The organism is Ktedonosporobacter rubrisoli (genome assembly GCF_004208415.1).
GTDB lineage: Bacteria > Chloroflexota > Ktedonobacteria > Ktedonobacterales > Ktedonobacteraceae > Ktedonosporobacter > Ktedonosporobacter rubrisoli.
The window spans coordinates 11132097-11144578 of record NZ_CP035758.1 but is presented as its reverse complement, the minus strand read 5'-3'; the positions used below and the strand labels follow the sequence as shown (position 1 = coordinate 11144578).

General features: G+C 53.5%; 11 protein-coding genes. 2 read left to right on the top strand and 9 right to left on the bottom strand.

Annotation, left to right across the window (positions count from 1 at the left end):
- Nucleotide 1 precedes the first annotated feature (1 nt).
- Together EPA93_RS47310 and EPA93_RS47305 are read left to right on the top strand one after the other, a co-directional pair.
- Nucleotides 2–1567 carry an amidohydrolase family protein gene (locus EPA93_RS47310; protein WP_129894235.1) on the top strand — a complete coding sequence of 522 codons (1566 nt, stop codon included), beginning with the start codon at nt 2–4 and terminating at the stop codon, nt 1565–1567.
- 73 nt (nt 1568–1640) lie between these two features.
- Nucleotides 1641–2396, top strand: a complete 756-nt coding sequence (locus EPA93_RS47305; protein ID WP_129894234.1) for a hypothetical protein — start codon at nt 1641–1643, stop codon at nt 2394–2396.
- A 76-nt stretch (nt 2397–2472) separates the two neighbouring features.
- Here the strand turns inward: EPA93_RS47305 and EPA93_RS47300 are convergent, their stop codons facing one another.
- The 9 genes from EPA93_RS47300 to EPA93_RS47255 all read right to left on the bottom strand — a co-directional run bounded on the left by EPA93_RS47300 (nt 2473) and on the right by EPA93_RS47255 (nt 12478).
- Nucleotides 2473–2799 carry a DUF4288 domain-containing protein gene (locus EPA93_RS47300; protein ID WP_129894233.1) on the bottom strand — a complete coding sequence of 109 codons (327 nt, stop codon included), beginning with the start codon at nt 2797–2799 and terminating at the stop codon, nt 2473–2475.
- Nucleotides 2800–3206: 407 nt separating this feature from the next.
- A complete protein-coding gene (locus EPA93_RS47295; protein WP_165423871.1) occupies nt 3207–4994 on the bottom strand; it encodes an ABC transporter ATP-binding protein in 1788 nt (595 codons plus the stop codon).
- 37 nt (nt 4995–5031) lie between these two features.
- The gene (locus EPA93_RS47290) at nt 5032–6075 is read right to left on the bottom strand and encodes an energy-coupling factor transporter transmembrane component T family protein (protein WP_129894231.1); all 1044 of its coding nucleotides are present in this window, start codon (nt 6073–6075) and stop codon (nt 5032–5034) included.
- Nucleotides 6076–6304: 229 nt separating this feature from the next.
- The gene (gene folE, locus EPA93_RS47285) at nt 6305–7495 is read right to left on the bottom strand and encodes a GTP cyclohydrolase I (protein WP_242527287.1); all 1191 of its coding nucleotides are present in this window, start codon (nt 7493–7495) and stop codon (nt 6305–6307) included.
- A 43-nt stretch (nt 7496–7538) separates the two neighbouring features.
- Entirely contained in the window at nt 7539–8285 is a 747-nt protein-coding gene (gene queE / locus EPA93_RS47275) for a 7-carboxy-7-deazaguanine synthase QueE (protein WP_129894230.1), read from the bottom strand.
- Nucleotides 8282–8743, bottom strand: coding sequence for a 6-pyruvoyl trahydropterin synthase family protein (locus tag EPA93_RS47270; protein ID WP_129894229.1), 462 nt, complete (start codon nt 8741–8743; stop codon nt 8282–8284). Before EPA93_RS47270 ends, queE begins: the two co-directional genes overlap by 4 nt.
- Before the next feature lie 199 nt (nt 8744–8942).
- Nucleotides 8943–9707 carry a 7-cyano-7-deazaguanine synthase QueC gene (gene queC / locus EPA93_RS47265; RefSeq protein ID WP_129894228.1) on the bottom strand — a complete coding sequence of 255 codons (765 nt, stop codon included), beginning with the start codon at nt 9705–9707 and terminating at the stop codon, nt 8943–8945.
- A 15-nt stretch (nt 9708–9722) separates the two neighbouring features.
- Complete coding sequence (queF, locus tag EPA93_RS47260; protein ID WP_129894227.1) at nt 9723–10163, bottom strand: preQ(1) synthase; 441 nt, start codon at nt 10161–10163, stop codon at nt 9723–9725.
- Between the two features lie 773 nt (nt 10164–10936).
- Nucleotides 10937–12478 (bottom strand): PP2C family protein-serine/threonine phosphatase, encoded by a 1542-nt coding sequence (locus EPA93_RS47255; protein ID WP_165423870.1) that lies wholly within the window; start codon nt 12476–12478, stop codon nt 10937–10939.
- Nucleotides 12479–12482 lie beyond the last annotated feature (4 nt).

Sequence of the window (12482 nt, the reverse complement as noted above, 5' to 3'; positions counted from 1 at the left end):
AATGCATTCTATAGGCTACTTACAACAGAGCGTCCATGGAGACCATTGCGCTAACGAAATTACTAATAGTCAGCCTCAGCTTCTCATCCGAGGCTGCAATCTGCTCTCCCCTCATGCCCAGACCAGGCTACTCTACAACCAGGACATCCTTGTGGCCGGTACGCGTATTCAAGCCGTTGGACCTAGCGGCACACTCGACTGTAATCCTTTCCGCATTGAAAGAATAATATCAGGCGAAGGTCTTATCGCGATGGCAGGCCTTGTCAACGCTCACACGCACTCGCTTGAAAATATGCTAAAGGCAACTTCGCCCTCGCTTCCGTTAGAATTATGGCTTGTGCCGCTTTTTGTAGATACTGTTAAATGGTCTCCCCGTTTCGTCTATCTGAGTGCCCTGCTGGGAGCGATTGAAATGCTTAAGACGGGCACAACGGCAGTTCTTGATCATCTATGGACGGTGGCCGGCGTCGATCCTGAATACCTCAATGCGACCATGCAGGCCTATAACGATGTGGGGATTAGAGCAGCTGTAGCTCCTGCTATCGAGGACCAGGATCTCGTTCTGGAGGCGGGAATCAGGCGCGGTCTTGCCTTTCCCAGCCATCCTTTTATTGATCGCTTCGCTCATTGGCCAGCCATTGACGCCCAGGTTCGAGCTTTAGAACAATTTATCGCTACCTGGCACAATGCAGACGACGGGCGCTTACGCTGCCTGGTCGGTCCTAGCGGCATTCACTGGTGTAGCCCGGCACTCCTACAGTCCTGCCTTGAACTATCCGAGCGCTATCAGACGGGCATTCATTTACACGCGGTAGAAACAGAATTACAAGCCGCCATTATTCATGAAATGCTCGGCCAGGGCGGCATCGCCTACCTCGATAAGATGGGAGTGCTTAAACGCGGCACCTCGCTGGCGCACGCGATCTGGCTCGACCAGGGAGATCTTGAGCTCCTGGCAGGCAGTGCGACAACTGTTGTCCATAATCCCATCAGTAACCTGCGTCTTGGCAGCGGCCGCTTCCCGCTGGCAGAGGCCTTCAATCATGGAGTTAGCGTGGCTCTGGGTAGTGATGGCTCGGCCAGCAACGATACGCAAAATATGTTTGGCGTGCTTAAGCTCACCGGCCTGGTACACAATCAACCCGACAAGGATTACAAAAAATGGCCCCATCCAGATGAAATCCTTGATGCTGCCACTCACGGGGGAGCGAGAGCGCTAGACATGGCCGCAGAGCTCGGTGACATTGCGCCGGGCAAACTTGCTGATTTTGTCTTGCTCGACATGAATGCCGCTCCATTCCTTCCCCTACGCGATCCTTATCTGCATCTGGTGTACTGTGAGAATGGGGGGTCGGTCAATACTGTCGTCGTAAATGGCAAGGTTGTGGTTGAGCAAGGCCTGGTCACGACAGTAGATGAGCAGGAGATCCATCAGGAGATACGTCACTATTGTGCCACCCACGGCTTCAATCCGGCAGAGAGCATCGACATAACTCCTAACACAAATGAAGTGCTAACTCTGCTTGATAGATTACGTCGTCACATCCTCGAAAATGGTGATGTTTAAGTACATAATATTGTACTCCCAGGTTATATAATCTAGTAAGTTATTCTTTTTTCATCAAGAAAGGTTCTTATTCATGGAAGAATCGATTCAGAATCAGCAGTCTACTCTAGAGAGCAGAGCAGAAGAACAAGAGGAGAAGAACGCCCTGGTTCAATCGTCTACCGAAGAAAGAAGAGATGAACCACCAGAAATTGCAGGAAGCGTCTCCACGCGCATTAAATACACCTTGCGCTTCACTGGGCCGCCCAGTTTGAGCCAATTAGTGGCCGTGGCTGTGGCTACAGCTGTCTATACGGTCCTATCCTGGCTTACTCTTATTGGCCTTCCATCGCCCTTTTTCGGCGTCTCCTCAATATTTATCGGCATAGGCTTCGGCATCCCATTTGCTATCTGGTTTGGAGGCTGGGCTTTTGTGATCGCCTACATCGGCAACTTTGTAGGGGCAGGCCTGCTGACAGGGACGCCATTTCTGGTTGCCTTACCCTTTGGAGCTGCCGATCTGATCCAACTCGGACTGCCAATGCTGCTCTATCGCCTGTTTGCCAACCGCTTCGGCGTAAGCCCTATCGGTAAAGATGTGTATACTGTGCGGGGTTTCATCTTCTTCCTGATTTGTGCAGTCATTCCGAATAACGTTATCGGCGGCTTATACGGTAACTTTATTCTGGTAGCGGGAGGATTGAACAAACCAGAATTGCTTGTCCCGGGCTGGTTCACCTGGTCAATCTCCAATATGATTGTCACGGCCGTTATCGGCTCGATCTTGCTAGCAACCCTGGGACCTGTAGTAGAGCGTTTCGGACTGACCATCCGCAATCTCTTCAACTAAGTGTTATCTCATCGCGGTAGGGATACGATAAGCTTGCTTATTGTATCCCTATTTTCAATTTTCTATTTTAAAAGTTCTAGAGGCTGCCATCGAGATGCGGCTCAAAGAGGCGATACGCAGCATAATTACGGAAGTGGCGCGCATAGAGCTCGCTCACACCATTCAGTTGGTCATCTAGAACCTTGTTGATATCCACAATCCGCTTTAGCGACCAGGTAATCTTCTCGCCATACTCGTTAGTATAGCTATATGGCTGTCCAGCATAGGCGATGGCTTGTTTTTCGGCCTCCTCTCGCGTAGCAGCCTTAACCAGTATAAAGCATTCTTCATAGAGAGGCTGATAGTCCTGCGCATCAGCAGCGCTCTCATATAAAAGCACGGCAATATAGAAGTTTTGTTGCATATCTCAATCTTTCGCTTGCAATTCGGTTCTCTCCAACAAAGAGACATACCTCATCAATGAAAGCCTTTTGCCTATAGAGCACTTTTGCCTGGCTTTCTATTATATCACCAGGGAGATGATGTCAGACGCCCATGGCAACTTTACACTTTATTCAGTTAGAACGGGCAGGGCATATGGGTAGGAAACCAGCAATAGTCCCTACAAATAGCCCGCGCTTTTCGCTATACTACCAGTACACCAATGCCTTGATAAGCATGCTTTGCCACCTACGGCGAAGGGAGAGGAAAGAGGGCATAGCTAATCTGCCAGAGGGTACTATGTAATAGTTCACCCACATCAATGTTGTCCCTTTTTGAGGTCAGGGACAACATGAAACGCTGGCTGCCAAAGGAGATTTGGCGGCTAGTTTATTCGATGAGAAGATTGACTTCCTGGGCTTTAGCACTGGCGCCTGATAAAGCCCGGGCCCATTGCTCTACGGTTAGCAATAAGGGCAGCTCTTGATGTTTTTCCCGCAAGCGCGCCGAAAGCGCAACCGTGGCGGGAGGGCGCAATCCAGTTTTATGCAGCATTTCCTGATTCCCAAATAGTTCCGCTGAGGTACCAGTAAAGGTCAGGCTGCCATCCCGAAAAGCTACCACGCGCTGGCAATACTCGGCTACCAACGTCATATCATGAGTGATGACCAGAATGGTCTTTCCTTGTCGTTGGAGCTCGCGCAAGAGCTGCATAATGCCAGTCACTGAGCGATAGTCCTGGCCTGTAGTTGGTTCATCAACAATTAAAATATCCGGTCCCATAGCCAGCACAGCCGCTACGGCCAGGCGTTGCCTCTGCCCTTTACTCAAAAATAGCGGATCTTCATCGATATAGCGAGCCAGGTCGACGGTCTCTAGAGTCGCAGCAATTGTAGCCTTCTGCCGCTGGGCATCAAAGCCCAGATTCTTCAGGCCATAGGCAATTTCGTCGCTCACTTTACGACAGAACAGTTGGTGATCGGGATTCTGAAAGACGTATCCAACCGAGCGTGGAAGCAGCTTACGCACTTTCTTGGAGGCCAGATCTTGCCCTAGCACGCGCACTTTCCCGCTCGAAGGACGATAGATCCCGGCCAGAATTTTGGCGAACGTCGTCTTGCCGCTACCATTAGGTCCTAGCAAAGCTAGCATCTCGCCTCGATAGAGCGTCAAATCTACACCTTTGAGAGCATTCGTCCCGTCTTCATAGCTATATCCAACCTGCGCAGCCTCCACTACAGGCCACATTTCTTGCCGATCATCGCTCGGAGATGCTACAGGGCTAACTTTGCAGGCATGAATAAGTGGCGGGGTAAAGGTCTGCTCAGCCTCCTCCATGGTAATAGGAGGACGCTCGTTATATGTATAGCCCGTGCGCCAGGAGAGACGCGCAAATTCTCCAGCCGAAGCTCCACATGTCTCCAGTATCGTCTGTTGAGCATAAAAATTCGCCGGTGGGGCTATCAATTCTATCCGCCCTTCATGCAGCAAAGCGATACGATCACAAAAGGCCGCCAGAATTTCCGGATCTTGTTCTACCAGCACGACGGTCAGGCGATAGTCGCGGCGCAAACGGGTAAGCGTCTCCACCACCTCACGCTTACCCACGGGATCAAGATCACTGGTTGGCTCGTCGAGAATCAAGACCTGTGGACGGAGAGCCAGAAAGGCAGCAATCGCTACGCGCTGCTTCTGGCCTCCCGAAAGATCGGCCGGGTGGATATAGGCGGCTCCGGGCCAGAGGTGCGCCAGGCCTACCCAGGATAAAGCTGTATAGATTCTCTTGATAATTTCCTCGTCTGGTACGCCCTGAATCTGCAAGCCCAGAGCAAGCTCATGTAGCACGCTCATGCGTAAGAATTGATTCTCGGGGTCCTGGAGGACCATGCCAATACGCTCAGAGGTTGCTGTTTGAGAGGTTACAGCTTCCCCTTGCAAAGTAACGGTCCCGCGAAAATGCTGAACCAGCTGCTCAGGAGTCAGGTGTGTGCTATGGGGCAGGATACCCAACAATGTACGGCAAAGAGTGGTCTTACCTGCTCCACTGGGTCCTGTAATTCCAAAGCACTCCCCCTGCCTTACCTCTAAGCTAATATCGCGCAAAGTCCAGGCATTGGGCTTCTCGCTAAAGGTCGGATAACGCCACCACAAACTTTTCGCAGCTAATGCAACAGACATGCGACCTCCATAACAAACCATAAAGGCTAATGCATCTTCATATTACACGCGGTCCCAGCGCTAGATAGAGCAAGACCAGGCAAATTACCAGCACGCCCCAATCGAGCAGGCGCCAGGGAGTAGTCTCGTAGAAATTTGCGCTCTTCTGCCCTAAGCGATAACCACGCGCTAACAAAGCATCCCCAATCTCACTGGAACGGCGAATCATCATTGCCACCATTGGAACAGCAATGCTGCTTAAATCGCGTAAACGCCGGATGAAGCTGCGCGGCCGTGCATTGACGGCCCGGGCTAGCTGCGCCTGGCGAATAATATCATAGTCTGAGAGGGCCAGGTCCAGAGCCCGAAATACAGTGCTTAAAAAGAAAATTACCGGCTGCGGCACGCGCAGTTGGCGTAAAGCCCCGATTAGCTCGGAGTCGCGCCCGGTAACCACAAGGGCAATCGTAGAAAGCACCATACCGGAGTAGCCTATCACTTTGGTAATCGCAATCAACAGGCCGCGATCACTTACAAGAATACTCAGCTGATGAAAGAAGCTGATTTTGAGCAGCGTCCATTCTGGTAGCGGGAACAAACGAGCAAAAGCGAACGCGGCGACCGTGGCAAGCAGCAGGCCTAAAAAGATCTTACGCGTCCATAGGTAATAAGCGCCGATGATCCCTAGCCAGAGCGCCTGCCACCAAGCCAGCCCGATACTGATAGAGCCAGAGTAAACAGGTAAGTGCACCAGCGTTATCTGTCCTGGAATAGGGTTAAACAAGGTCCAGGTCAGGAAAAGGCTCAATAGGGCGGGCAGAGTGAGCAGAAAGTATAGGCGGGCCACGCGCGCGTTCATCCCGCTTGTCAAAAACAGGATAAATGAAAAGAGCCAGAGCAAGCAAGCGCCCATTAAGTCAGGATGTACGATAGTACGTAACTGCGCACTGGATAGACACACGACCAGGAGCACGCGAGCCAGGAGATGCACCCTGGCTAATGGTGCATCGATACGCCTGGAAAAGAAAAATGAACGTACATAACGTTTTCCCGGCGGCGCCTGTAAGAAGAGCGCGTTGTTAACAGTATTATTGCCAGACAAAAACCTTACCTCCAATGCCCCCGATAAAATATCCGGTCTTCTCTCTGTGAACTACCCCGTAGTATACAATACAGATCGCCAGCCTTCATGTTTTTGGGCTGCAATAGGCGATTGCAGGTATCCGGCTGAGCCCACATAGCTCTTTCAGGGATACAGCAAGCCCCATCAGCGCAGCCCTTGCCGCACTTACCTCAGCGTGGGCTATCCGCTTAACTTACGCCTTTGCGCCTCACTTAATAAGCTGCAGAAATTCCATGCGTGTCTCGCTCTCAGCCCGAAAAACTCCGCGCATGACAGAAGAGGTCATCAGGCCAGGTGTGCGAATGCCCCGCGCCGTCATACACAGATGCTCTCCGGTAAGAACTACGGCCACATCTTCAGTTTGGGTGATCCTGCTCACTTCATCGGCAATCTGCTGGCCTAAGCGCTCTTGCAGTTGCAGGCGATGGGCACACTGCTGCGCGATGCGGGCAAACTTGGAGAGCCCAAGAACTTTGTTGCCAGTGATATAGCCAATAGAGACATCGCACCAGAAAGGCATGAGATGATGCTCGCAATTATGCGTCAGGTGCCCATTGAGCAGAAAGGTCGGGTACGGCTCGCACTTCCAGCTATAGACAGTTGCTGGTCCGTTTTCCTCTCCGCAGGACCGAACGGCCTCAACCGGAACCCAGGCTGACTCGCGCAAGCTGGTCCGATGCTCCTGCTGCTCAAAGCCATGCTTTTCTTGCCAGGACTCCCCGGTTGGCTCGGCGGCGGTATCGGCGGCCAACAGGAGGATGCTACGCCCCCGCAATGCTCCCGCCCAGGTGTGCTGTCCAAGGCGGGCAAGGGCTGGAAGGCTTGCGCTCTGGGTGGTGGGAATCTGGGCCCATTCTACCAGGCATCCTTGCGCATGCCTGGCCTCGATCCAGCCTTGGGGCGTGGCGAGAGGATGATCGCCAGTGACGCAAAAGTTGCCTTTGGCCGTCACGACTTCCACCAGGTCCCAGCTCAAATGGCTGCTCACTTGCGTGACGTAGGTCTGGCGCAGCTCGCCCTCGACCAATGTCCACAAGGCTGTCCCGGGAACAATCTCGCGGGCGACGTGTGCACCGGCAGCTGTCTGCATCATTTGATGGCCGGGCACACACATCGACCAAACGCGCATGCCTGAAACACAGACGAGCTGATCCAGGGCCTGCGAGGTAAAGCAGGTCTCAGTCTGGCCAGGATCATAGTCAAGAAATTCTTGCCAGGCATCGGCCCAGCGCCTTGGCGTCTCGCGTAACCCTTCCCGCTCGGGATCTTCTCCCAGCGCTAATAGCAGCTCGCGCCCCAGATCCAGCAGGCGCGGATAGTCTACTTTTCTCGTTCTTTGGAGGGAAAGAGCCGTCCCGTTATGCTGGGCGAGCGGCTTCTGCTCCTTTGATTGTGCCATCTGCATGCCTTCCTCTCTTCTTGCGAGAGCCAAACACCTTGCCTTAGACGCCGCGTCGATTGCCCCAGAGCAACGTATGCAACTGGGGCAAGACGCGTACCTCATACCACTGATCCGCCATGACACGCTCCATAAGCCACTGTAGCCGCGAAAGAATGCCCGCCGTATCGATCTCCTGCGCCAGGTGCGGGGGTGTATGGTTGCCCGCTTGCAGATACAGGGGCAGTTCGGGATAGCGTGCCGCCACCTCGCGAGCATAGGTATAATCTGCCTCGTCAAAGACCACGATTTTCAGACAGATCTGTGGTCCCGCATTACCGCTGCCCGCGCATGCCGCCGTCAGGCAGCGCTCTAGGCGCTCCCAGCGCATCTCTTGCCCGCTACTTGGCGGCTTGGGGGAGAGGGTGAGCACCTCCAGGTCGGCAAACCAGGGCTGGGCAATGCTGCCTTGTGTCTCCAGGGCAAAGGTATAGCCCTGCGCATGGCCCTGTTCGAGCAGGGGAGCAAGGGGCTGCATGGCCGGGTTGCCTCCAGAAAGGGTCACCAGCAGCGGATGGCCACCAGAGAGATGCTGGACCCGGGTCAGAATGGCCTCGCTGCTCATCGGCTGCCACTCGTCGCGGTACTGAGGAAGCACAGCGTAGAGCGTATCGCACCAGCTACAGCGATAATCACAGCCGCCGGTACGCACAAAGACTGTGGGTCTGCCAATGAGGGCGCCTTCTCCTTGTATGGTGGGACCAAAGATCTCCGAGATCGGGATCAGACGTGCTGCTGCTGCCTGCTTCATCGTCCCTCCTGGCCGCGTTCGGCCTGGGTGATTTCCACATAGCCCTTCTCAGTTTCCCACAAACGGATGCGATAGAGAAATTCCTCGGGCACGCCACCTGCCACCAGCGCCTCCCAGATCCAATGCACGAGATTCTCGGCGGTGGTACGAATCCCTGTGAGCACGTTGAGATCGTTATGATCCATCCCACCTTGCTCAATCATCCCTGCTTCGGGTCCACGCGGGACGCGCGGATCGAGCTGCTCAAGGATGGTACGATTGACCAGGGCTTTGAGCTCGGCAAAATCAAGCACCATCCCCTCATCGGAAAGCCCTTGCGTTTCCTTGATGGGGCCACGCAAGCTCACTTCCAGTTGATAGGAATGCCCGTGGGGACGGCGGCATTTGCCCTGGTGTCCCGGCAAATGGTGGCAGGCTTCAAAGGGAAAGAGCCGAGTAATAATGGCATATCTTGGCATACATGTCCTCTCCGACACAAACTCCTCTTCTTCCTAAAAATACGGCTTTTTCTGGCCCACTTTCGCCTCCTCTGCTCGCCATCCTGGGGCAGAACCGACAGGAGGGTTGGCAAGCAAGAGCGGCGGCAGCTGCCTGATCCATCCTTGCAACATGCTTCTCTTGTACGCTCTTCCAGGTAACGATACACTGTTTGGAGAGCTAGGCATGGAAGCCTTCATCCTCATCAAGGGCCTCAGAGGCATAGTGGGTCGGATCGGACAAGCCAGCCTGTGCAAAGCTCCAGCGCCGCTCGACACAGGTCCCACAGCGCCCACAATGCAGCTCACCATAGCCTTTGCGCCCACCTTCATAACAGCTCCAGGTCAACTCGAATGGTACGTCAAGGCTGGCCCCCAGCCTGGCAATCTGCGCCTTGCTGAATTGCAAAAACGGGGTTTGCACAATCGGAGCAGGCCCATCCATCGCCGCAGCCAGCATGGCGTTGAAGGCATTGACAAAGGCGGGACGACAATCGGGATAGATGGCATGGTCGCCCTGATGGGCGGCGTAAGCTACCACTGAGGCGCCTTCGCCCCAGGCCACGGTGGCTGCCTGCAAAAGCATATTTGGGTTGCGATAGGGCACCACGGTTGTTTTCATGCTCTCATCGCTATAGTGTCCATAGGGCATGGGCTCCTCGTCATTGAGCAGAGCACAGGTCGAGTCGGGCAAAAGGGAGGCGATGGGCAAGCTCAAGATCTCATGCTGAACGCGCAGCCCCTGCTCACCCTGAGCAAAGCGTTCGCGTAGCCTGGCAATATATTTGTGGGCATACTCCAGCTCTTTGACGTGCTTCTGGCCGTAATCAAAGGAGAGCAGGTGCAGATCAAAGCCGGCCGCCGCATAATAATAGGCAAGCACACAGCTATCCATCCCACCGCTCACCACGAGCACCGCCTGGTCTCGCTCTCTCGTTGTCGTCATCGCGATCTCCTCTCTTTACAGCGCGGTCAGGTACCGCCGATACTCGGGACGCGGCCCCTGATAGTCTGGCTGGGCATACTCGGTAAAGATCACGGTTTTGATATTGCCTCGCACGGTAAAATCGCCCACCACGCGCATCCAGCGCGGGGAGAGCAAGGCCACCAGATCATCAAGAATCACGTTGGTGGCATCTTCATGGCTGATCTGCCGATTGCGGTAGCCATTGATATACAGTTTGAGGCTTTTGAGCTCCACCACGCTAGGTCCAGGCACATAATCGATCACGATGGTGGCAAAATCGGGAAAGCCTGAGCGCGGACACAAACACGTAAACTCGGGAATTTCAAAGTGGGTCACGTAATCGCGTTCGGGGTGCGGATTGGGCCAGGGTTCCAGCTTGTTGGCCTTGATCTCCTCAAGGCCATAGCTGCCCATGACACGTTCTGATTCCTGCATAAGTCGCTCCTTTACTTCTATTCGAGGCAGCTCCTTTACAGAGCAGGTAACTGTAGGATGGGCACCGTAGAGACGACTTGGAATGTGTTGGAGAACATCCGCACCAGTGCATCTACAGTTACCTTTCTACCTCACTTTAACAATAGCATGATATTGCGCAATCTGAAGCCAAAAAAATCTCCTCTCTCCATCAATGTGCAGGGAGGGTTTTAGGGCCAGATCATACGCAATTAGGGTTGGGGTCCAACAAATCAGTGATGTCTGTGATCAGACCTGAGCATCTCAATCTTCAGATCTGAGCTTGAACCGCCGCCGAGGATCTACCACCCAGATACCTTGGGAATCCTGCTTGTCAGAACTCCGCAAGCCGAATAGCTGTTTTCTATATTCCTTCATACCTGGCAATCCCAGGGGAACATTAACGTATCTGGATAGATTTTAACACATTGGGGGAGCAGATACATCCTGCGCGTAGAGCAACGCATGGTCCGACAAACTGTAAACCGCGTTGCGCAGATAAACTTTTCTCGCAGTATTTTGTAGCTATTCAGAAGGTCGAGAAAAGAGCGCGGTCCTTATTATTTATTATCTTTAGCTGCCTACCTTCATTTACAGCTCAACCGCTACAAGCCCCAGGTCCCTGGCAGCATGCACCCTCTTCAAGTTAGCGCCGCAAGCTTCCAGAGAGAGCTTGCGGGCGAGTTGGCTATTTTACAGCTGATAAAACGAGAAGCAAGCCTTAGCATCCTATTCTGACTTATGAGGAGCCGCCGCTACTTCTCAGCGCCCAACACGCAGATTACCACCACGCTGACATTATCGGCTCCGCCCCTTGCAAGAGCCGCCTGAATCAGCATTGTGCTGATCTGAGATGGATGTGGGGCAGAAGCTGCAATAATTTTATGAATATCTGAATCGCGTACCATTTCCCAGAGTCCATCAGAGCAGAGCACAAGCACGTCCCCTGGCTGTAACGCCTCCACAAATGTATCCATCTCCACGCTCGCACGTTCGCCCAGGCAGCGATAGATCTGATTCCGTTTCGGATGAGTATAGATATCATCGGGCGCAATGACACCATCCTCTACCAAACGCGCTACAATAGAATGATCGCGCGTGACCTGCCTGAGCCCCTCATGGGCTCGATAGAGGTAGGTTCGGCTATCGCCTACGTTGATAATATAGGCTATCGATCCCACCACAAGGGCTGCTGTCATGGTAGTACCCATCATATGTTCCTGCTGCCGATTGCGCTGATAAATGGCCAGATTGGCCCGATGCGCACCTTCCTTCAAGAGCTCCGCAAAGACATTCTCATCCTCTGAACTGCGCAGAATAACTGGTGCGACTACATCGCTTATCGTCTGCACAGCCATCCGGCTTGCCTCCTGGCCATGCGCATGACCACCCATACCATCAGCGACCACAAACAAGCCAACCGGCTCCGGCCCATCTTGCTTTGCGCGCATACCCTGGATGGCAAAAAGGTTATCCTCGTTAGGAGCATTGACTCTGACTATACCAGGGTCCAGGCCAATGCCTACAACCAGGCGCAAGGCCTCTTCCAACTCCTTTTCAGGGGCCAAATTTTCTGTAGTTGGTAAGGTATCACCCTGATTGATAAGCTTGAGATAGGGCAGCGTAGCATCATCATCTTCGCTATTCACCAGATCGTCGGTAAATGCCGAGGTCTGGATTGGTTTCTGTACCGGGCTGACCTGCGCTGAAGAAGCCCGATAAGCTGGTTGCGCCCGCGATACCTCCTCGTGCTGCCGTGTTACCTGTACAGCCTGGTCAGACCTGGCTCTGCTGGTAGGCGGTTTTACTTCTCTCAACTCCAGGTCAGATCTACCTCTACTTGTCGGTGGTTTTACTTCTCTGGGCCACTGTCGTCTCTGGGGCAAGGCTCTCTCTTGCCTCTGGGTAGCAGGTCCAACAGGGCTTGGCGCCACCGCAACGGGCGAGGATTTTTTTTCCATGGGCGCAAGGCGGGCGCGAGGCATAACGCGCTGTTTACCAGACGAAAACATATATGCTGGTATCGCATTATCGCTATATATTTCTTCTTCTTGCCTGAGAGAAGAAGGGCGCTGTGGGGGAACAGATGCTCTTCGCGGAGTGGCTACCGCAGGAACTAGAGCCGTTTGGGGCTGCCATTCCATCTCCAATTCCCTCACATTCTCCAACCCCATACGCTTCTCGACTTCAGACATCGCCATCTGCTCAGCAAGAAATTCGGCTTCCTGGAGCTCAGCCGCAAAGCGCCTCTGTTCATAGAGATTGCGCAGCCAATCCCATAATACTTTTATAGCCATAAAG

What these genes read in the sequence shown, in the direction of transcription:
- folE (WP_242527287.1), bottom strand. Translation starts at nt 7,495, where the DNA reads ATGGCACAATCAAAGGAGCAGAAGCCGCTCGCCCAGCATAACGGGACG.
- EPA93_RS47300 (WP_129894233.1), bottom strand. Translation starts at nt 2,799, where the DNA reads ATGCAACAAAACTTCTATATTGCCGTGCTTTTATATGAGAGCGCTGCT.
- EPA93_RS47310 (WP_129894235.1), top strand. Translation starts at nt 2, where the DNA reads ATGCATTCTATAGGCTACTTACAACAGAGCGTCCATGGAGACCATTGC.
- EPA93_RS47305 (WP_129894234.1), top strand. Translation starts at nt 1,641, where the DNA reads ATGGAAGAATCGATTCAGAATCAGCAGTCTACTCTAGAGAGCAGAGCA.
- queF (WP_129894227.1), bottom strand. Translation starts at nt 10,163, where the DNA reads ATGCAGGAATCAGAACGTGTCATGGGCAGCTATGGCCTTGAGGAGATC.
- EPA93_RS47270 (WP_129894229.1), bottom strand. Translation starts at nt 8,743, where the DNA reads ATGCCAAGATATGCCATTATTACTCGGCTCTTTCCCTTTGAAGCCTGC.
- EPA93_RS47255 (WP_165423870.1), bottom strand. Translation starts at nt 12,478, where the DNA reads ATGGCTATAAAAGTATTATGGGATTGGCTGCGCAATCTCTATGAACAG.
- queE (WP_129894230.1), bottom strand. Translation starts at nt 8,285, where the DNA reads ATGAAGCAGGCAGCAGCAGCACGTCTGATCCCGATCTCGGAGATCTTT.
- queC (WP_129894228.1), bottom strand. Translation starts at nt 9,707, where the DNA reads ATGACGACAACGAGAGAGCGAGACCAGGCGGTGCTCGTGGTGAGCGGT.
- EPA93_RS47295 (WP_165423871.1), bottom strand. Translation starts at nt 4,994, where the DNA reads ATGTCTGTTGCATTAGCTGCGAAAAGTTTGTGGTGGCGTTATCCGACC.